This is a genomic window from Paraburkholderia sp. IMGN_8 (assembly GCF_038050405.1).
Lineage (GTDB): Bacteria > Pseudomonadota > Gammaproteobacteria > Burkholderiales > Burkholderiaceae > Paraburkholderia.
Genome location: NZ_CP150900.1, coordinates 4,000,844 through 4,020,145 on the forward strand (window position 1 = coordinate 4,000,844; position 19,302 = coordinate 4,020,145).

General features: G+C 63.1%; 20 protein-coding genes. 13 read left to right on the top strand and 7 right to left on the bottom strand.

The window, feature by feature from the left end; genetic code table 11:
• Positions 1–2 precede the first annotated feature (2 nt).
• From purU to WN982_RS18155, 5 genes are all read right to left on the bottom strand, one after another.
• Positions 3–872: a formyltetrahydrofolate deformylase gene (purU, locus tag WN982_RS18135; protein ID WP_341313290.1), complete on the bottom strand. Its 870-nt coding sequence runs from the start codon at positions 870–872 to the stop codon at positions 3–5.
• A gap of 119 nt (positions 873–991) precedes the next feature.
• Positions 992–1,840, bottom strand: coding sequence for a DUF4743 domain-containing protein (locus WN982_RS18140; RefSeq protein WP_341313291.1), 849 nt, complete (start codon positions 1,838–1,840; stop codon positions 992–994).
• Positions 1,841–1,873: 33 nt separating this feature from the next.
• The gene (locus WN982_RS18145; RefSeq protein ID WP_341313292.1) at positions 1,874–2,488 is read right to left on the bottom strand and encodes a LysE family translocator; all 615 of its coding nucleotides are present in this window, start codon (positions 2,486–2,488) and stop codon (positions 1,874–1,876) included.
• Between the two features lie 45 nt (positions 2,489–2,533).
• A complete protein-coding gene (locus tag WN982_RS18150) occupies positions 2,534–3,100 on the bottom strand; it encodes an adenine phosphoribosyltransferase (protein ID WP_341313293.1) in 567 nt (188 codons plus the stop codon).
• Between the two features lie 72 nt (positions 3,101–3,172).
• The gene (locus WN982_RS18155) at positions 3,173–5,176 is read right to left on the bottom strand and encodes a cation:proton antiporter (protein WP_341315837.1); all 2,004 of its coding nucleotides are present in this window, start codon (positions 5,174–5,176) and stop codon (positions 3,173–3,175) included.
• 149 nt (positions 5,177–5,325) lie between these two features.
• Between WN982_RS18155 and kdsD the strand changes: the two genes are divergently transcribed.
• From kdsD to WN982_RS18210, 11 genes are all read left to right on the top strand, one after another.
• Positions 5,326–6,309 carry an arabinose 5-phosphate isomerase KdsD gene (gene kdsD, locus WN982_RS18160; RefSeq protein ID WP_341313294.1) on the top strand — a complete coding sequence of 328 codons (984 nt, stop codon included), beginning with the start codon at positions 5,326–5,328 and terminating at the stop codon, positions 6,307–6,309.
• Positions 6,309–6,869, top strand: coding sequence for an HAD family hydrolase (locus tag WN982_RS18165; RefSeq protein WP_341313295.1), 561 nt, complete (start codon positions 6,309–6,311; stop codon positions 6,867–6,869). Before kdsD ends, WN982_RS18165 begins: the two co-directional genes overlap by 1 nt.
• Positions 6,866–7,474 (top strand): LPS export ABC transporter periplasmic protein LptC, encoded by a 609-nt coding sequence (lptC, locus tag WN982_RS18170; RefSeq protein WP_341313296.1) that lies wholly within the window; start codon positions 6,866–6,868, stop codon positions 7,472–7,474. The genes WN982_RS18165 and lptC overlap by 4 nt, the downstream gene beginning before the upstream one ends.
• A 20-nt stretch (positions 7,475–7,494) precedes the next feature.
• A complete protein-coding gene (lptA, locus tag WN982_RS18175) occupies positions 7,495–8,166 on the top strand; it encodes a lipopolysaccharide transport periplasmic protein LptA (protein ID WP_341313297.1) in 672 nt (223 codons plus the stop codon).
• Positions 8,163–8,948, top strand: coding sequence for an LPS export ABC transporter ATP-binding protein (gene lptB, locus WN982_RS18180; RefSeq protein ID WP_341313298.1), 786 nt, complete (start codon positions 8,163–8,165; stop codon positions 8,946–8,948). The genes lptA and lptB overlap by 4 nt, the downstream gene beginning before the upstream one ends.
• 188 nt (positions 8,949–9,136) lie before the next feature.
• Positions 9,137–10,654: an RNA polymerase factor sigma-54 gene (locus WN982_RS18185; RefSeq protein WP_341313299.1), complete on the top strand. Its 1,518-nt coding sequence runs from the start codon at positions 9,137–9,139 to the stop codon at positions 10,652–10,654.
• Between the two features lie 169 nt (positions 10,655–10,823).
• Positions 10,824–11,183: a ribosome-associated translation inhibitor RaiA gene (gene raiA / locus WN982_RS18190; RefSeq protein WP_115099572.1), complete on the top strand. Its 360-nt coding sequence runs from the start codon at positions 10,824–10,826 to the stop codon at positions 11,181–11,183.
• A gap of 313 nt (positions 11,184–11,496) precedes the next feature.
• Positions 11,497–12,012: a PTS sugar transporter subunit IIA gene (locus WN982_RS18195; protein ID WP_341313300.1), complete on the top strand. Its 516-nt coding sequence runs from the start codon at positions 11,497–11,499 to the stop codon at positions 12,010–12,012.
• A gap of 126 nt (positions 12,013–12,138) precedes the next feature.
• Positions 12,139–13,107, top strand: coding sequence for an HPr(Ser) kinase/phosphatase (gene hprK / locus WN982_RS18200; protein WP_007179412.1), 969 nt, complete (start codon positions 12,139–12,141; stop codon positions 13,105–13,107).
• 99 nt (positions 13,108–13,206) lie between these two features.
• A complete protein-coding gene (gene rapZ, locus WN982_RS18205; protein ID WP_341313301.1) occupies positions 13,207–14,100 on the top strand; it encodes an RNase adapter RapZ in 894 nt (297 codons plus the stop codon).
• A 39-nt stretch (positions 14,101–14,139) separates the two neighbouring features.
• Entirely contained in the window at positions 14,140–14,775 is a 636-nt protein-coding gene (locus WN982_RS18210; protein WP_341313302.1) for an LON peptidase substrate-binding domain-containing protein, read from the top strand.
• A gap of 12 nt (positions 14,776–14,787) precedes the next feature.
• On the opposite strand, the gene mutY is transcribed toward WN982_RS18210, so the two are convergent.
• Entirely contained in the window at positions 14,788–15,903 is a 1,116-nt protein-coding gene (gene mutY, locus WN982_RS18215) for an A/G-specific adenine glycosylase (protein ID WP_341313303.1), read from the bottom strand.
• Between the two features lie 7 nt (positions 15,904–15,910).
• Positions 15,911–16,741, bottom strand: a complete 831-nt coding sequence (gene mutM, locus WN982_RS18220; RefSeq protein ID WP_341313304.1) for a bifunctional DNA-formamidopyrimidine glycosylase/DNA-(apurinic or apyrimidinic site) lyase — start codon at positions 16,739–16,741, stop codon at positions 15,911–15,913.
• A gap of 87 nt (positions 16,742–16,828) precedes the next feature.
• Between mutM and WN982_RS18225 the strand changes: the two genes are divergently transcribed.
• Both WN982_RS18225 and lolB read left to right on the top strand, forming a co-directional pair.
• Complete coding sequence (locus tag WN982_RS18225) at positions 16,829–18,670, top strand: tetratricopeptide repeat protein (protein ID WP_341313305.1); 1,842 nt, start codon at positions 16,829–16,831, stop codon at positions 18,668–18,670.
• Positions 18,670–19,302, top strand: a complete 633-nt coding sequence (gene lolB / locus WN982_RS18230; RefSeq protein WP_341313306.1) for a lipoprotein insertase outer membrane protein LolB — start codon at positions 18,670–18,672, stop codon at positions 19,300–19,302. Before WN982_RS18225 ends, lolB begins: the two co-directional genes overlap by 1 nt.

A 19,302-nucleotide genomic window follows, 5' to 3' on the forward strand; every position in this document is an offset into this window, starting at 1 on the left:
TTCTAGCGAAACACCACCGTCTTGCTGCCGTTCAACACGACGCGATGCTCGACGTGCCACTTCACCGCGCGCGCAAGCGTCACGCATTCGACGTCGCGGCCGATCGCCGTCAATTGCTCCGGCGTCATGCTGTGATCGACCCGTTCCACTTCCTGCTCGATGATCGGACCTTCGTCGAGATCCGTCGTCACGTAGTGGGCAGTCGCGCCGATCAGCTTCACGCCGCGGTCGAACGCCTGGTAATACGGCTTCGCGCCCTTGAAGCTCGGCAGGAACGAGTGGTGAATATTGATCGCACGGCCCGCAAGCGCTTCGCACAGCTTCGGCGACAGAATCTGCATGTAGCGCGCAAGCACCACCAGATCCGCTTGATGCTCGTCGATCACTTCGAGTACGCGCGCTTCCTGTGCGGTCTTCGCGTCGGGCGTGCCGCCCATCAGCGGGAAGTGATGGAACGGAATGTCATAGCTGGCGGCGAGCTGGTAGAACTCCTTGTGGTTCGAGATGATCGCCGGAATCTCGATACCCAGCTGACCGGTGCGGTAGCGGAACAGCAGATCGTTCAGGCAATGGCCGATCTTCGACACCATGATCACGACGCGCGGCTTCACCGATGCATCGTGCAACTCCCAGCGCATACCGAACTGTTCGGCGAGCGCCGCGAACGACGTGCGCAACGCACTCAGACCCGGATCGCCGCCCACCTGCTGAAAATGCACGCGCATGAAGAACTCGCCGGTGCCGCTGTCGCCGAATTGCGCGGAGTCGAGAATATTGCTGCCACGCTCGAACAGGAAGCCCGAAACCGCGTGGACGATGCCGGGCCGGTCGGCGCACGACAGTTTGAGGATAAAGCTGTGATCGGTCGACATGACCTGGGTGACTCCCTTCTTCAATGCGTGATTTGTTCGCTTGGTTTCTTCGGTACGGCGTCTGACGCGACACGTAGCAGCGCGTTCGTTATACAAGCGGTAATGCGAGTTACATAAGGTTATACAAGCGCAGGCGGCGCAAACAACGTGTCGATACCCGGACACGCGTCTTCATCGATCCAGCGGCGGCGCAGCAGGCAATCCAACGTGGCGAGACTCGCGTCCACGGTCATCGCGCCTTCTTCGATCCAGCGCGCTACTTCGTCGATGCGCGCGAGCCGATGCTCACCCACTTCGCCATCCTGATTGCGCGGCGCGAAATCGGCCGGCAGCGCGAGGTCGTAGATGAAGATCTGTTCGGCCTGTGTGCCTTCCGGCAACGATTGCAGCACATGTGCGGTGCGGCCCGCCACGGCGCGCGCGGCGATCTCCTCGGGAATGCCGGCTTCTTCCCAGCACTCCTTGATGATTGTCGCGTCGATGCCGAAGCCCCAACCGATCCCTCCCGCCACGACGTTGTCGAGCATGCCCGGATCGGTCGCCTTGGCGTCGCTGCGGCGCGCGATCCACAATTGCGGGGCGCCATCCGCGTATTCTACGACGCCGTTCAGATGCACCGCGTAGGTCATCGTGCCGAAGAAGCGCGATGCCGCCCGTTCGATGTACGCGAGCGGCGGCGCATCGAACGCATTACGGATCGCGTAGGTCTCGTTGCGCCAGCCGGGAATCCGGCCTTCGGCGGCGAGCGCGCCGATCACGGAGCCGAGTGCCGCGCTGCGCAGATCGACTGTATTGAAGGCCGGGGCCAGCGTCACGCGTGTACTGTCGATTTCAAATACGTCGGGCCAACGCGTCAGCAGCGGCACATCGGTCGAACGGATCCAGCCGACCTGCTGGGCGTCGATCCAGAACGCCAGATGCGCGTGAACGTCGAAACGGCGCGCGGCGGTGATGCAAGGCAAAGTCATTTAAAGCTCCAAACTCTTCTTCAGCCGCCGTCTTCAGTCGCGCAACGCCACGCGAATCCCGATCGCGATGAACGTCGCACCGGCCAGCCGATCGAGCCACACGCCCACGCGCGGCCGGCGCTTCAACCAGCCGCCGATCATCCCCGCGCATACGCCGAACAGCGAGAACACCACCACCGTCTGCAGCATGAACAGCACACCAAGTTCGAGCATTTGCACCGTCACGCTCTGCGCGCCGTGCGGCTGCACGAACTGCGGCAGGAACACGACGAAGAACAGCGTCACCTTCGGATTCAGCAGATTGCCGAGCACGCTTTGGCGAAATACCGCCATCAACGGCTGCGGCGCGCGCTCATGCGCGGTCGCGAGACCCTGGCTACGCAGCGCCTTGATGCCGATCCAGACCAGATACGCGGCGCCGGCCAGCTTGATCACCTCGAACGCCACCGGTGACGAGCGCAACAATGCGGCGACGCCGAGCGCGGCCAATGTAGTGTGAAACGTGATACCGGCAGCAAAGCCGAGCGCGGCGACGAGGCCGGCCGCGCGGCCTTGCGAAATACCGCGCGCGAGCACCTGCAGATTGTCGGGACCGGGCGCCATCGTGATGGCAATCGATGTGGCGAGAAACAACAGGAAGTTGGGCATCGTTCTTACCTTCTTGGTGTGCAGGTAGAAATTCGCGTCCGGCGCTCAATGCTCGCCGAATTCAGTCACCGTATAGAGCGGCAGGCCCGCCTTGCGCAGCAACGCCGAGCCGCCCAGTTCGGGCAGATCGATAATCGCCGCGCCTTCGACCACCACCGCGCCGATCCGCTCGAGCAGAATCTTGCCGGCCATCATCGTGCCGCCGGTGGCGATCAGGTCGTCGATGATGACGATGCGATCGCCCGGCTTGCAGGCATCCTCGTGAATCTCGACTGTAGCGGTGCCGTATTCGAGTTCGTACGACTCCGACACGCGCTTGTACGGCAGCTTGCCCTGCTTGCGGATCGGGATGAAACCGAGGTTCAGCTCGTGCGCGATGATCGGCCCGATGATGAAACCGCGCGCATCCAGACCGGCGACATAGTCGAGCTTCGCGTCGATATAGCGCTGCACGAACAGGTCGATCAGCACGCGCAGCGACTTCGGGCATTGCAGTAGCGGCGTGATGTCGCGAAACTGCACGCCCGGCTGCGGCCAGTCGGGCACCGTGCGAATCTTGCTTTTGACGAACTCGGCCGCATCGAGCGGCGCGCCCGCGAGCGCGTTGGACATGATGACTCCGGATGGACCCCGCAGGTCCGATGAATCGGTAAATGAACTCGCCGAGGCCGGGCCCGGCGCATGTCAGGCCGCGGCCGCCCCGGCCCGGCGATGCTTCGAGAGCCGCTCCTCGGCTTCGGCCAGCTGCTCGGGCAGACCGCGCAGCACCACGATATCGCTTGCGCGCAGCTTGGTGGACGGGTCCGGCTCGACGCCGCGAATGCCGTGCCGGCGGATTGCCGTCACTTCGACGCCCACATCGAACAGCCCCAGTTCCGCTAGTGTGCGGCCCACCGCGTCCGAGTTTTCGTCGACCGGCACCGATTGTAGCCGCACCTGTTCGTGACCGTCGTCGTCTTCGACGTCGTCGGCGCCATGGAAATAGCCGCGCAGCAGCGCATAACGCTCGTCGCGCATTTCCTCGACCCGCCGCACCACCCGCCGCATCGGCACGCCCATGACCACCAGCGTGTGCGAGGCCAGCATCAGACTGCCTTCGACGATTTCCGGAATCACTTCGGTCGCGCCGGCGGCCAGCAGCTTTTCCAGATCGGCATCGTCGACGGTACGCACGATCACCGGCAGCGTCGGTTCCAGTTCGTGGATGTTATGCAGCACGCGCAGCGCCGACGGCGTGTTCGCGTAGGTGATCGCGATCGCGGCGGCGCGATGAATACCGGCGGCGAGCAGCGATTCGCGCCGCCCCGCATCGCCGAACACGACCGATTCGCCGGCGGCCGCAGCAGCAGCCACGCGGTCCGGGTCCAGGTCCAAAGCGACGTACGACAGACCTTCGTGTTCCAGCATCCGCGCCAGATTCTGCCCGGCCCGGCCGTAACCGCAGATGATCACGTGACCGCTTTGCTTCAGGCTCTGCGTCGCGATGCGCGTCATCTGCAACGATTGCATCATCCATTCAGTCGACGACAGCCGCAGCACGATACGGTCTGCGTTCTGGATCAGGAACGGCGCGGCCAGCATCGACAGCAGCATCGCCGCGAGAATCTCCTGGAGCAGCGTTGCGTCCACCAGATGCTTGTCGAGAATCAGATTCAGCAGCACGAAGCCGAATTCGCCGGCCTGCGCGAGGCCGATGCCGGTGCGCATCGCGACGCCCGGCGACGCGCCGAAGAGGCGCGACAACCCCGTCACCATCACCGCCTTCAGCAGGATCGGCCCGACCAGGAAGCCGAGCACGATGAACGGGTGTTCCCAGACCACGCGCGGGTTGAGCAGCATGCCGGTGGTCACGAAGAACAAACCCAGCAGTACGTCCCGAAACGGCTTGATGTCTTCTTCCACCTGATGCCGGTATGGCGTTTCGGCGATCAGCATGCCGGCGATAAACGCGCCGAGCGCCAGCGAGAGGCCGAATTTGTCCGTGATAAACGCGGCGCCGAGCGTCACCAGCAACAGATTGAGAATGAACAATTCCTGAGAACGGCGCCGTGCCACCACGTTGAACCAGCGCGTCATGAAGCGCTGACCCACGATCAACAGCAACGCCAACGCCACGACGATCTTGATCGCCGCCACCCCGAGCGCACTGACGAGGTCCTTCGAATCGCCGCCCAACGCCGAGATGACGATCAACAGCGGGACCACGGCCAGATCCTGGAACAGCAGCACGCCGAAGATGTTGCGGCCGTGCTCGGTTTCGATTTCGAGCCGCTCCGCGAGCAACTTGCTGACGATTGCCGTCGACGACATCGCCAGTGCGCCGCCCAGCGCCACGCTCGCCTGCCACGTGATGTGCACCCAGCGCTCCAGCACGAAGCCAAGCGACACCGCTACCGCGATCGTGCCGATCACCTGCAACAGGCCAAGGCCGAATACCAGCGTGCGCATCGAGCGCAGCTTGGACAGCGAAAACTCCAGCCCGATCGAGAACATCAGGAACACGACGCCGAATTCGGCGAGATTCTGCGCGCCGACCGAATCGGGAATCAGACCGAACGCGTGCGGACCCACGACAATGCCGACCGTCAGATAGCCGAGCATCGGCGGAAGATTCAGAAAGCGAAAGAGCACCACGCCCGCTACAGAAGCCAGCAGCAGGAACAGCGTCATTTCGAGCGGGGAAATCATCGGCAAAAACGCATGGGTAAAGCGTCCTCGTTCGTCAGCGGAACCGCGCACGCAAAGCGCCGTGCGACAAGGTTGAGGGGCCGGTAAAGGCAGCGGCTTGGCACAGCAGGCCCGGCGCGGCGAACAAGCGCCTTTGCTATACTCCGCGAATGATAGCGAAAATCAATGGCGACCGGGCACTCGCGCTCGCTCGTGACGTGCTCGACATCGAAGCGGACGCCGTGCGCGCGCTTCGCGATCAACTCGACGATGGCTTCGTCGGGGCGGTCGATTTCATCCTGGGTTGCCGTGGACGCGTAGTCGTTTCCGGCATCGGCAAATCGGGGCACGTGGCCCGCAAGCTGGCGGCCACGCTCGCCAGCACCGGCACACCGGCGTTCTTCGTCCACCCCGCGGAAGCCAGTCACGGCGACCTCGGCATGATCACCACCGACGACGTCTTCGTCGCGTTGTCGAATTCCGGCGAAACCGAAGAACTGGTGTCCATTCTGCCGCTGATCAAGCGCATGGGCGCAAAACTGATCGCGATGACGGGCCGTCCGTCGTCGAGTCTCGCACAACTGGCCGACGTGCACCTGAATTCCGGCGTGTCGAAAGAAGCGTGTCCGATGAATCTCGCGCCCACCGCCAGCACCACCGCCGCGCTCGCGCTCGGCGACGCGCTCGCGGTCGCGGTGCTGGATGCGCGCGGTTTCGGTCCGGACGACTTCGCCCGCTCGCATCCGGGCGGCGCGCTCGGCCGGCGCCTGCTCACTTACGTACGCGACGTGATGCGCACCGGCGACCAGGTGCCGAAGGTGACGCCCGAGGCGACCGTACGCGACGCGCTGTTCCAGTTGACCGCCAAGCGCATGGGCATGACGGCGATCGTCGATCACAACGATCACGTTACCGGCATCTTCACCGACGGCGACTTGCGCCGCGTGCTCGAACGCGACGGCGACTTCCGCGAACTATCGATTGCCTCGGTCATGACCGCCGGCCCGCGCACCATCGGTCCGGACCACCTCGCCGTCGAAGCCGTGGAACTGATGGAGCGCCACCGGATCAATCAGATGCTGGTCGTCGACGAAGCAGGCAAGCTGATCGGCGCACTCAACATGCACGACCTGTTCTCGAAGAAGGTGATCTGATGGCCGCCGTGCCCCTTACCGCCACCGAACGCGCAAGCCGCGTCAAACTGATGATTTTCGACGTCGACGGCGTGCTGACCGACGGCGGCCTGCTGTTTACGGCGGAAGGCGACACGATGAAGGCGTTCAACTCGATGGACGGCCACGGCATGAAGCTGCTGCGCGAAGCGGGCATCGAGACGGCGATCATCACCGGCCGCAAGTCGGGTATCGTCGCGGCGCGGGCGAAGGAAATGCACATCACCCATGTCTATCAGGGCGTGCAAGACAAACCCCAAGCGTTCGCGGACCTGCTGAAGCAAACCGGCGTGACGCCGGAAGAATGCGGCTACATGGGCGACGACTGGGTCGATCTCGGCGTGATGCTGAAGGTCGGTTTCGCCGCGGCGCCGGCCAATTCGCATCCTGAAGTGATCGCCCGCGCCCACTGGGTGAGCGAAGCGCGTGGCGGTCACGGCGCGGCGCGCGAAGTATGCGACACCTTGCTGCGCGCGCAGCACAAATACGAGGCGCTTCTCGCGGCCGCCTGCAGCGGCGAACAGCGAGGCCTCGTCGGATGAACCAGTTCCGCCTGACCTCACTGATTCCGCTCGTTGCAATGGCGGCGCTCGCCGGCATCACGTGGTGGCTGCTGCAAGCCACGATGCCGCGGCAAAACGAAGGCGTGGTGCGCCCGAAGGAGCATACGCCCGACTACTTCGCGGATAACTTCTCGGTTTCCGAACTCGACCAGTCGGGCTCGACGCAATACCGCCTGACCGCAACGCACCTGATCCATTACGAAGACGACGAACTGAGCGATCTGGTCAAGCCGGCCATGCGCGCCTTCCAGCCGGGCAAGCCGATCGTCACCGCGACCGGCGACACCGGCAAGGTGAACGGCGACGCCTCGATCGTGGATCTGTACGACAACGCGCGCATTCTGCGGGCGGCCGGCAACGGCGATCCGCAGATGCAAGCGGATTCGCGGCATTTCAGGGTGCTGGTCAACGACGATGTGATCGAGACCGAAAAGCCGGTTAAACTTCAGCGCGGCGTGTCTGTGATGACAGCCAGCGGCATGAACTACAACAACGTCACCCGGGTTATGCAGCTGTTCGGTAACGTGCGCGGCGCGATCGCCGCGTCCGAAGGCTCCGCCAGCTCGCCCAAGCAACCCGGGTAATCCATTCCAGGCGTGACTGCATGAACGAATCGTTCCCCCGTTTTGATACCGGCCGCTCGCGCACCCTGTCCGCGTGCCGCGCCGGACTCGCTGCGCTCTTTGTCGCGTTGCCGCTCGCCGGCTTCGCGCCGCTTGCGCACGCGGATCGCGCCGACAAGGACAAGCCGCTGAATATCGAAGCGGACAACATGACGTACGACGACCTGAAACAGGTCAACATCTTCACCGGCCACGTGGTTGCGACCAAAGGCACGATTGTGATCAAGGCCGATCGCGTCGAAGTCACGCAAGACCCGCAGGGCTATCAGTACGCCACCGGCACTTCGTCGGGCGGCAATCTGTCGTATTTCCGCCAGAAACGCGAAGGCCTCGACGAATACATTGAAGGCACGGCAATCCGCATCGACTACGACGGCAAGCAGGATCTGACCACGCTGACCACCAACGCCACCGTGAAGCGCCTGCAAGGTCTGTCCACGCTGATGGACCAGGTGCACGGCAGTGTCATCACGTATGACGGCCAGAACGACTTCTACACTGCGAAGGCGGGCAAGGACGTCGCCGGCCCGGGCAATCCGAACGGCCGCGTGCGCGCCATGCTGTCGCCGCGCAACGGCGGCGCAGCGCCGCTGAACGGCGCGTCGGCCACGCTCGCACCGTCCACCACGATCCAGGGAGCGCCGAACCAGTGAGCACCTCCGCGTCCCTCCCCAATCGCAAGCCGGCCGGCACCAGCAGTTCGCTGGCGGTCCGTAGCCTGAAAAAGCGCTACGGCTCGCGCACGGTCGTCAAAGATGTATCGCTCGACGTCAAAAGCGGCGAAGTGGTCGGTCTGCTTGGCCCCAACGGCGCCGGCAAGACCACCTCGTTCTATATGATCGTCGGCCTCGTGCCGCTCGATGCGGGCGAAATCGATCTGGACGGCAAATCGATCAGCTTGCTGCCGATTCATAAGCGCGCATCGCTGGGTTTGTCGTATCTGCCGCAGGAAGCGTCGGTGTTCCGCAAGCTCACCGTCGAAGAAAACATTCGCGCGGTGCTGGAATTGCAGCACGAAGACAACGGCAAGCGGCTCTCGAAAGACGCCATCACCAGCCGCACCGAAGCGTTGCTCGACGAACTGCAGATCGCTCACCTGCGCGAGAATCCGGCGTTGTCGCTGTCGGGCGGCGAGCGGCGCCGGGTTGAAATTGCGCGTGCACTGGCCACCAATCCGAGCTTCATTCTGCTCGACGAACCGTTCGCGGGCGTCGATCCGATTGCGGTTCTGGAAATCCAGAAGATCGTCAAGTTCCTGAAACAGCGCAATATCGGCGTGCTCATCACCGACCACAACGTGCGCGAAACGCTAGGCATCTGCGATCACGCATACATCATCAGCGACGGCAGCGTGCTGGCCGCCGGTGCGCCAAGCGACATCATCGAAAACGAAAGCGTGCGGCGCGTCTATCTAGGCGAACACTTCCGCATGTAAGTACACAAGGGATTGGCGGTGGAGCGAGCGCGCCTCACCCGCCGGCCCCTTTGCGGCAACCGCACATCAGCACTTTTGACCTGGGCCGTCCCGCGCCCAGCGCCGCCGAAAACCGGCGCACGCGTTATTGCGAATGCCGCAAGGTATCGCGGTCGTGGCAAACTCTCTACAATGAAAACCAACTTGCCATGAAAGCCAGCCTCCAACTCCGCCTATCGCAGCATCTTGCGCTGACCCCGCAACTGCAGCAGTCCATCCGGCTGCTTCAGCTGTCTACGCTCGAACTGCAGCAGGAAGTCGCAATGGCGATCTCGCAGAATCCGCTCCTCGAGAACGAGGATGACTGGATCGCGAGTCCCCTGCGCGTGGCGGCCGACGGCTCACTGATCGCCCAGGCGCCCAACTCCTCCGCGCCTCCCGACCAGATGGGCGGCAATACGTCGTCCTCGTCCACCAGCAGCAGCGAGCGCACCGAGAACGGCGAGCCGCAGGGCGTCGACGAATATAACAGCCTTGCGGGAGACAGCAACGGCGACGCGTCGCAATGGAATCTCGACGACTACGGCCGCTCCGGCAACGCGTCGGACGACGACGATCTGCCGCCGCTGCAAATCCACGAATCGAGCACCTCGCTGCGCGATCACCTGATGGCGCAATTGCGCGTTACCCAGGCGGGCCAGCGCGACCGCGCGCTGATCACCTTCCTGATCGAATCGCTCGACGACGACGGCTACCTCACCGCCACGCTGGACGAAGTGCTGGCCGACATGCCTGAAGAGCTCGAAGTCGACCTCGACGAATTGAACGCCGCGCTCGCGCTGCTGCATAGTTTCGACCCGGCAGGTGTCGGCGCGCGCTCCGCGTCCGAATGTCTCAAGCTGCAACTGCTGCGGCTCGACGGCTCGCCTACCCGCACGCTCGCGCTCGACATCGTTGCCCATCATCTGGAACTGCTCGCGGCGCGCGATTTCACACGCCTGCGCAAACATCTGAAGGCCAGCGACGACGACCTGCGCGATGCGCATCTGTTGATACGCTCGCTCGAGCCGTTTCCCGGCGCGGCTTACGGCAAGGCGGAAGCGGACTATGTCGTGCCGGACATCATGGTGCGCAAAACGGCACAGGGCTGGCAGGCAGAACTGAACCCGGAAGTCGTGCCGAAGCTGCGGATCAACCATCTTTACGCGAATATTCTGCGCAATAACCGGGGCGACCCGGGCAGCGGTTCGTTGCGCCAGCAACTGCAGGAAGCGCGCTGGCTGATCAAGAATATCCAGCAGCGGTTCGAGACGATCCTCAGGGTCGCGCAAGCTATTGTGGAGCGTCAAAAGAGCTTTTTTGTGCACGGCGAAATTGCCATGCGCCCCTTGGTTTTGCGGGAAATTGCTGATACGCTGGGCCTACACGAGTCGACTGTCTCGCGTGTGACAACCGGTAAATACATGCTGACCCCATTCGGGACGCTTGAATTTAAGTACTTCTTCGGATCACACGTCTCAACCGACACGGGCGGCGCGGCCTCCTCCACGGCGATTCGCGCGCTCATCAAGCAACTGATAGGAGCGGAAAACCCGAAATCTCCTCTTTCAGACAGCCGCATAGCCGAACTGCTGGCGGAACAGGGCTTCGTGGTCGCACGGCGTACCGTTGCGAAGTACCGCGAAGCGCTCAAGATTCCGGCAGTCAACCTGCGCAAGTCTCTGTAGCCCGTCGCCTCCTGCGGCGGGCATTTACCGGCCGCTCCGCAGTTGGCGGACAGGCCGGCCGATGCGACCTGCCAGAAGTCAGTCACCGGGGGGCGACTCAGGCAAGCCGACGATCGACCGGACCTACGTCATTGTGCGGAACAAGCGGCATCTAGCTTGGAGAAGCACTATGAATCTGCAGATCAGTGGACACCACCTCGAAGTAACGCCTGCGTTGCGCGAATACGTGATCACCAAACTGGATAGGGTGCTAAGACATTTTGATCAGGTCATCGACGGCAGTGTGGTCCTCTCGGTCGACAACCACAAGGAAAAGGAAAAGCGGCAAAAGGTTGAAATCAACCTGCATTTGAAGGGCAAAGATATTTTTGTCGAGAGTTGTGACAGCGACCTCTACGCTGCGATCGATCTGATGATCGACAAGCTCGACCGGCAAGTGATACGCCATAAAGATCGTCTGCAGGGCCATCAGCACGAGGCGATCAAGTACCAGCCGCTGGCGCCGCAAGTTGACGTGCCGCCGCAATAAGGGAAATTGGAAGGTTTTCCTTACCCAGCTAAACCGCCCGAAACCGGGCGGTTTTTCGTTTCTGGGCCGTTCCGGGGTTGATCTTGGGCCGCTTTTGAACCGCATGCAAGCCCCGTCTCGGGCTCCGGCGCCGCGACCGTTGTACCCATCGAACAAACCCATCACGCATCGATGGCGCGCCGCACCATCCGTGCCTACCCTGTTCTATAATGTTCCGGTTACCATCGGGGTCAAGCGAGCTCAAACGGAAGTTGGTCGGCCGGAGTCCTGCGCTTTCGGACTCCAATGCACATCGCCGTGAGCATCAAAACGAATGGAACACCACTCAAACGCCCCAGCGAGGAGAACCCAGGCCACGTTTTCGCCTGTCAACATGAATCGTTTAGCCAAATTTCTTCCCCTCGAGAACGTCGTCGTCGGACTATCGGTCACCAGCAAGAAACGCGTGTTCGAGCAAGCGGGCCTGATCTTCGAGAACCAGAACGGCATCGCCCGTAGCACGGTCACTGACAATCTGTTTGCGCGCGAGCGCCTCGGATCGACGGGGCTTGGTGAAGGCGTCGCGATTCCGCATGGCCGGATCAAAGGCTTGAAGCAGCCGCTCGCCGCGTTCGTCCGCCTCGCCGAAGCCATTCCCTTCGAATCGCCCGACGGTCAGCCGGTTTCGCTGCTGATCTTCCTGCTGGTGCCTGAACAGGCCACCCAGCAGCACCTCGAGATTCTTTCGGAGATCGCCCAGTTGCTGTCCGATCGCGAAGCCCGCGAGCGGCTGCACACGGAAGAAAATCGCGAAGCGTTGCATCGCCTGCTCACTCAGTGGCAACCTTGATGCATCGGCGGTTATCCGCACGCCGGTTCCCCGCGAGCTTGCGGGTTCGGCCCTGTATGGTGCGCGGTCCGCGTTAGCGCGGCCACACCTCGCCGGGCAAGCGGCCCACACTGGAGTCACTGACTCATGGATACGTCCAGCATCAACGCCCAGAGCATTTTCGACGACAACGCCGCCACGCTGAAGCTGAGCTGGCTGACGGGGCATGAAGGCTGGGAGCGCGGCTTTTCTTCGGAATCGGTCGCCAATGCCACGTCGAGCGCCGATCTTGTCGGCCACTTGAACCTGATCCACCCGAACCGGATTCAGGTGCTCGGCGACGCCGAAATCGACTACTACAAGCGCCAAACCGACGAAGACCGCTCGCGCCATATGGCCGAGCTGATCGCGCTGGAGCCGCCGTTTCTCGTGGTGGCGGGCGGCGTCGCCGCGCCGCCGGAACTGGTGCTGCGATGCACGCGTTCGTCGACGCCGCTCTTCACCACGCCGATGTCCGCCGCCGCGGTGATCGACAGCCTGCGCCTCTACATGTCGCGCATTCTGGCGCCGCGCGCCACGCTGCACGGCGTATTCCTCGACATCCTCGGCATGGGCGTGTTGCTTACCGGCGATTCGGGCCTCGGCAAGAGCGAACTCGGGCTGGAACTGATCAGCCGCGGCCACGGCCTCGTGGCCGACGACGCGGTGGATTTCGTGCGCCTCGGCCCGGATTTCGTCGAAGGGCGCTGCCCACCGCTGCTGCAAAACCTGCTCGAAGTGCGTGGCCTCGGGCTGCTCGACATCAAGACAATCTTCGGTGAAACCGCGGTACGCCGCAAAATGAAGCTGAAGCTGATCGTGCAACTGGTGCGCCGTCCTGACGGCGAATTCCAGCGGTTGCCGCTCGAAAGCCAAACCGTCGACGTGCTCGGCCTGCCGATCAGCAAAGTCACGATTCAGGTGGCGGCCGGCCGCAACCTCGCGGTGCTGGTCGAAGCGGCGGTGCGCAACACGATCCTGCAACTGCGCGGCATCGATACGTTGCGCGACTTCATGGACCGCCAGCGTCTGGCGATGCAGGATCCCGATAGCCAGTTTCCCGGCAAATTGATCTGAGTCCGTGTCACCGCGCCTCGCTTCGCGGCCAACGGCGGGCTGCGGGGCGCGCGCACGGAGACCAGATGCTATGATGAAATGTACGGATTTCACGACTCCATGCGCATAATCCTGATCACCGGTATTTCCGGCTCCGGCAAGTCAGTTGCCCTGAACGCGCTTGAAGACGCAGGCTATTACTGCGTCGACAATTTGCCGCCGCGTTTTCTGCCGCAATTGGCCAATTACCTTGCCGAGGACGGGCAAGACCGCCTCGCGGTCGCTATCGATGCGCGCTCGAGCGCTTCGCTCGACGAAATGCCCGCGATGATCCGCGACTTGTCGCGCGCCCACGACGTGCGCGTCCTGTTCCTCAACGCAAGCACGCAATCGCTGATTCAGCGCTTCTCCGAAACACGCCGCCGGCATCCGTTGTCAGGCTCGACCGCGCACGACGCGGACGTCGGCCTGCTGACGTCGCTCGCCGAAGCGATCGAACGCGAACGCGAACTTGTGGCGGGCCTCGCCGAATTCGGCCACCAGATCGACACCAGCAATCTGCGCGCGAACGTGCTGCGCGCGTGGGTCAAACGCTTCATCGAGCAGGAGCATTCGGGTCTCGTGCTGATGTTCGAGTCGTTCGGCTTCAAACGCGGCGTGCCGCTCGATGCCGATTTCGTTTTCGACGTACGCACGCTGCCGAACCCGTACTACGATCATGAATTGCGACCGCTTACGGGCCTCGATAAGCCTGTGATTGATTTTCTCAATGCGCTGCCGGTCGTCCACGAAATGATCGAAGACATCGAGAAGTTTCTCGCCAAATGGCTGCCGCATTTCCGCGACGACAACCGCAGTTATCTGACCGTCGCAATCGGTTGCACGGGCGGCCAGCACCGCTCGGTGTTCATTGCTGAGACGCTCGCCGCGCGTCTCGCAAGTCAGGCGAATGTGATTGTGCGGCACCGCGATGCGCCGGTCGACATCGGCGAATCATCGAAGTTAGTGGCTTAACCGGCCGCATCGCGCGGCCTCAACTCGAAGCGTTGCGCCATGTCTTCTACTTCTACTGTGCTTGCCGATGTGCCGCTGTTTCCGCTGCATACGGTACTGTTCCCTGACGGGCTGCTGCCCCTGAAAATCTTCGAGGCGCGCTACCTCGATATGGCGCGCGACTGTCTGCGTGACAAAACGCCGTTCGGCGTGTGCCTGCTGAAAAGCGGCGCCGAAGTGGCGCGCGCCGAAGAGCCTTCGGTGCCCGAAGCAATCGGCTGTCTCGCCGAAATCGAAGAGTGCGATGTCGAAGCCTTCGGCATGCTGCTGATCCGCGCGCGCGGCACCAAGCGCTTCCGCCTCCTGTCGCATCGCGTGGAGAATAGCGGCTTGCTGGTCGGCATGGCCGAGCCGCTCGGCGACGACATGCCGCTCGAAGGCAATCAGCATCTGGCCAAATTCGGCGCGTGCGCGGAAGTGCTTGAACGAATCATCGCGACGATTCGCGAACGCGATCCGGATAGCTTGCCGTTCGCCGAACCGTTCAGGCTCGAAGATCCGTCGTGGGTGTCGAACCGTCTCGCCGAAGTGCTGCCGATCGCGCTGCGCGCCCGCCAGAAGCTGATGGAATTGCAGGACGCCGGCGCGCGGATCGACGTGGTTCATCACTACATGCAGCAGCATCAACTGCTGTAGAAGCCGCCGCCTCTAAAGCAGCGAACCTTGCAAACCATCCAGCAATTTGCGCACCGGCGCGGGCACGCCAAACGAATCGAGATCGCTTAGCGCAACCCACGCGGTGTCCGCGTCGCCTAACGTGGCCAACGCGCCTACAGCGCGGTCCAGGTCCGCAAGCCGCGGCTCGATATCCAGCCTGAAATGCGTAAATACGTGCGTGAGCGGCGCGAGCGGCGAGACCGCGCCATCGCTACCGAAGGCACGCGCACGCTCCGCCAGCGCGGCTTCGTCAGCAGCTTCGGGCAAGCTCCACAAGCCGCCCCAGATGCCCGACGGCGGGCGCTTTTCCAGCATCACGGCGTTGCCGTCGCGCAGCACCAGCATCCATGTGCGGCGCGTCGGCACCGTTTTCCTGGGCCGCGCAGTGGGCAGCTCGCGCTGCCGTCCCGTCACGTTCGCCACGCAATCTACCGCGAACGGGCAGCGTAAGCAGTTCGGCTTGCCGCGCACGCACAGCGTCGCCCCGAGGTCCATCAGACCTTGCGTGTAGGCGCTGACATCGTCGTCAGATGCATTCGACGGCAGCAGCGATTCCGCCAGCGTCCACATCGCGTTCTCAACCTTCTTCTCGCCGGGAAAACCTTCGACGCCGAATACGCGCGCCAGGACGCGCTTCACGTTGCCGTCGAGAATCGTCGCGCGCGCGCCGAACGCGAACGACGCGATCGCCGCCGCCGTCGAACGGCCGATGCCAGGCAATTCAGCGAGTTCATCGACCGACGCCGGAAACGCGCCGCCATGCTGCTCGACCACCGCTTGCGCGCAGCGATGCAGATTGCGCGCGCGCGAGTAGTAGCCGAGGCCGGCCCATAACGCCATTACGTCGTCGAGCGGCGCGGCGGCGAGCGCGGCGACGTCCGGAAAACGCGCCAGAAACTTCGCGTAGTACGGAATCACCGTCGACACCTGGGTCTGTTGCAGCATGATTTCCGACAACCAGATGCGATAGGGGTCGCGGGTGTTCTGCCACGGCAGGTCGTGACGGCCATGCTGGCGCTGCCAGCCAATCAGGCGGGCGGAGAAATCGGACAAGGCCGGATAACTTGACGCGGCAGGCGCGGCGGACGGGGTTAAGCGAGAGGGCATTGAAAAATTAGCGCTGGCAGGTCGGACAGAAGTAGGTCGAACGCTGCCCCTGCACGATTTGTTTGATTGGCGTTCCACACACGCGGCATGGCAGCCCCGCGCGATCATAGACGAAATAGTCGAGCTGGAAGTAACCGCTTTCACCATCGCTGCCGACGAAATCGCGCAACGTGCTGCCCCCCTTCTCGATCGCGGCGGCGAGCGTCACGCGCACCGCGTCCGCCAGCAAATCGTATCGAACCAGCGAGACACGGCCTGCCGCGGTAGTGGGGCGGATGCCGGCGCGAAACAGACTCTCGGACGCGTAAATATTGCCCACGCCGACCACGATTTCACCCGCCAGCAAAGCCTGCTTCACCGACACCTTGCGCTCACGCGTCAGCCGATGCATCAGCGCGCCGGTGAACGCCGGTGAAAACGGCTCCACGCCGAGGCTCGCGAGCAGCGGATGCTCGAGCACGTCGCCGGCTTCGCGCGGATGCCACAGCACCGCGCCGAAGCGGCGCGGATCACGGTAGCGCAGAATAAACTCGTCGAAAATCCAGTCGATGTGATCGTGTTTCGCCGCGGCCGGCGGGCGCGGCACGTGGCGCAGCACACGCAGCGTGCCAGTCATGCCCAGGTGCACAATGAACCATCCGGCGTCGATTTCGAACAGCAGGTACTTGCCGCGCCGCTCGACCTTGCGCACCACGCTGCCACGCAAGGTTTTCGCAAGGTCCGCCGGAATCGGCCAACGCAGTGCGGGCGTGCGCACATCGACGCGTTCAACCTTGCGCCCGGACACATACGGTTCGATTCCCCGTCGGGTAACCTCAACTTCTGGCAACTCTGGCATGTCTAACTGGTCTGCAACTTGCGTGAGTGGTTGTGCGCGTATTGTAGCGAGCGCGTTACAATCGTCCGAAACATTGAACGGATTTCCATGAACTTGTCCTTCGTGAAGCTGTTTTCGAAGCGCCCGGCAAACGCATCGCGCGTGCCGCACGCTGTCTCCGCTCGCCGGCTGCTCGGCGCCGCCGCGCTCGCCGTTTGGGCGCTGGCTGCCGTGCCCGCGCACGCGCAGGACCCCTCGCCAGACTCGGATGACACCTCCGTCACCCTGCCGGACCCGCTCGGCCCTGCGTCGGCAGAAGACCAGAAGTCTTTGCCGAACATCGCACTGTCGAGCCAGATCGTATTCCAGGTGCTCGCCGCCGAAGTCGCGTTGCAACGCGACCAGCCGGCACCCGCCTACCAGACCTACCTCGCGCTCGCGCGCGACACGCACGATCCGCGCATGGCGCAACGCGCCACTGAAATCGCGCTGGCCGCGCAGAGCCCGTCGGATGCCTTAGCCGCCGCGCAATTGTGGCAGCAGTATGCGCCGAGTTCGGAACGCGCCGCGCAACTCGATGCGTCGCTGCTCGTGCTGTCCGGCAAACCTGACGACGCCGCGCCGCTCCTCGCGAACGAACTGGCAAAGGTGCCAGCCGAGAATCGCGGCAGCGCGATCCTCGCGCTGCAACTGCTGATCTCGCGCGGTCCGAACCGGATCGGCGGCTTGCATGTGCTGCAGGATCTGCTGAAGAACGACATGAACCGGCCCGAAGCTCAACTGGCCATCGCGCGTCAGCAGCTCGTTTCGGACGACGCGCCGGGCGCGCGCAAGTCGCTCGAACAGGCGCTTACGCTCAAGCCCGACTATCTGCCGGCGGCGCTGATGCTGTCGCAGATGGGCCCGGAGGAGCGCAAGGAAGGCATCGCGTCGCTCGAAAAGTACGTGCAGCAGAATCCGAAATCGCACGACGCGCGTCTCGCGCTCGCGCAGATGTATCTCGCGAGCGACCGTCTGGACGACGCGCAGAAGCAGTTCGAGATCATGCACAAGAACAACGCGAAGGACCTCACGCCGCTAATGGCGCTCGCGCTGATCAAGATCCAGCAAAAGAATTTGACCGAGGCGCAAACGTACCTCACCCAGTACGCGCAGCAAGCCGACAAAACGCCGGGCGCCGATCCGGGCCAGGCGTACATCTACCTTGCGCAACTGTCGCTCGAACAGAAGAACGAAGCGGCGGCGAGCGACTGGCTGAACAAGATTTCCCCGTCGAGCCAGCAGTACATGCCGGCGCAGATCACGCGTGCGCAATTGCTCGCCAAGCAGGGTAAGACCGAAGACGCGCGCAACCTGCTGGCCGGCCTGCAGGCGCCCGATCCGCGTGACCAGGCGCTGATCGCGCGTACTGATGCGGCAATTCTGTTCGACGCGAAACGCTATCCCGAGGCGGAAGCGAGCCTGCAAAAAGCCACCGCGAATTTCCCGGACGATCCCGATCTGACCTACGACTACGCGATGGCCGCCGAAAAGACCGGCCATTACGACATCATGGAAGCGCAGTTGCGCAAGCTGATCCAGACGCAGCCGGACAATCCTCAGGCGTATAACGCGCTCGGCTATTCGCTGGCCGATCGCAATCAGCGCCTGGCGGAAGCGAACAGGCTGGTCGAGAAGGCTTCGTCGCTGGCGCCGAACGACGCGTTCATCATGGACAGCGTCGGCTGGGTCAAATACCGGATGGGCAATACGTCGGACGCGATCAAGCTGCTGCGCAAAGCCTACGACATCCAGCCGAATGCCGAAATCGGCGCGCACCTCGGTGAAGTGTTGTGGAAAACGGGTGCGCAGGATCAGGCACGCGCCGCTTTCCGCGATGCTCGCAAGCTCGAACCGGACAACGACACGCTTGTTAAAACACTGCAACGTCTCCAGGTAAACGATCTTTGATGCGTCTTTCCTGCTTGTTTTCTTATCCCCGGGCGCCGCGTGGCGCGGTGCTCGGACTTGCAGCGGCGGCTGTCGTCGTGTTGGCTGGTTGTGCATCGGTGAAGCCGCAAGGGCCGTCCATGTCGAATGCCGCGACATCCGTCACTGCGCAAACGAGCCGCGCTTATCAAGGGCGGTTCTCGATCCAGTACAACGATCAGAACGGCCAGCAGCGCAACGCGTACGGCAACTTCGCCTGGCAGGAAACCGGCGACACCGTCACTTTGCAATTGCGCAATCCGCTCGGCCAGACGCTCGCGATCGTGACTTCATCGCCGGCTTCGGCCACGCTCGAGTTACCGAACCGCCAGCCGCTCACCGCCGACAACGTCTCCACGCTGATGCAGAATGCGCTCGGTTTCGCGCTGCCGGTCGAAGGACTGCGCTATTGGCTGCAGCCGTCGCCTGCGCCGACTTCGCGTGCGAGCACCGAGAAGGATCCTGAACAGCCGTCGCGCCTGAAACAGATTACGCAGGACGGCTGGACGATCGACTACCTGGCGTACGCCGACGCGCCGGCCACTGGCGTGAAACGCGTCAACCTGAGCCGCTCGGAACCGCCGCTCGACATCAAGCTCGTGCTGGATCAGTAG

Coding starts and splice junctions, on each gene's coding strand:
- mutM (WP_341313304.1), bottom strand. CDS start 16,741: ATGCCAGAGTTGCCAGAAGTTGAGGTTACCCGACGGGGAATCGAACCG.
- hprK (WP_007179412.1), top strand. CDS start 12,139: ATGGATACGTCCAGCATCAACGCCCAGAGCATTTTCGACGACAACGCC.
- WN982_RS18150 (WP_341313293.1), bottom strand. CDS start 3,100: ATGTCCAACGCGCTCGCGGGCGCGCCGCTCGATGCGGCCGAGTTCGTC.
- WN982_RS18225 (WP_341313305.1), top strand. CDS start 16,829: ATGAACTTGTCCTTCGTGAAGCTGTTTTCGAAGCGCCCGGCAAACGCA.
- WN982_RS18165 (WP_341313295.1), top strand. CDS start 6,309: ATGGCCGCCGTGCCCCTTACCGCCACCGAACGCGCAAGCCGCGTCAAA.
- mutY (WP_341313303.1), bottom strand. CDS start 15,903: ATGCCCTCTCGCTTAACCCCGTCCGCCGCGCCTGCCGCGTCAAGTTAT.
- WN982_RS18185 (WP_341313299.1), top strand. CDS start 9,137: ATGAAAGCCAGCCTCCAACTCCGCCTATCGCAGCATCTTGCGCTGACC.
- WN982_RS18155 (WP_341315837.1), bottom strand. CDS start 5,176: ATGATTTCCCCGCTCGAAATGACGCTGTTCCTGCTGCTGGCTTCTGTA.
- WN982_RS18145 (WP_341313292.1), bottom strand. CDS start 2,488: ATGCCCAACTTCCTGTTGTTTCTCGCCACATCGATTGCCATCACGATG.
- kdsD (WP_341313294.1), top strand. CDS start 5,326: ATGATAGCGAAAATCAATGGCGACCGGGCACTCGCGCTCGCTCGTGAC.
- raiA (WP_115099572.1), top strand. CDS start 10,824: ATGAATCTGCAGATCAGTGGACACCACCTCGAAGTAACGCCTGCGTTG.
- WN982_RS18195 (WP_341313300.1), top strand. CDS start 11,497: ATGGAACACCACTCAAACGCCCCAGCGAGGAGAACCCAGGCCACGTTT.
- lptA (WP_341313297.1), top strand. CDS start 7,495: ATGAACGAATCGTTCCCCCGTTTTGATACCGGCCGCTCGCGCACCCTG.
- WN982_RS18210 (WP_341313302.1), top strand. CDS start 14,140: ATGTCTTCTACTTCTACTGTGCTTGCCGATGTGCCGCTGTTTCCGCTG.
- purU (WP_341313290.1), bottom strand. CDS start 872: ATGTCGACCGATCACAGCTTTATCCTCAAACTGTCGTGCGCCGACCGG.
- WN982_RS18140 (WP_341313291.1), bottom strand. CDS start 1,840: ATGACTTTGCCTTGCATCACCGCCGCGCGCCGTTTCGACGTTCACGCG.
- lptC (WP_341313296.1), top strand. CDS start 6,866: ATGAACCAGTTCCGCCTGACCTCACTGATTCCGCTCGTTGCAATGGCG.
- rapZ (WP_341313301.1), top strand. CDS start 13,207: ATGCGCATAATCCTGATCACCGGTATTTCCGGCTCCGGCAAGTCAGTT.
- lolB (WP_341313306.1), top strand. CDS start 18,670: ATGCGTCTTTCCTGCTTGTTTTCTTATCCCCGGGCGCCGCGTGGCGCG.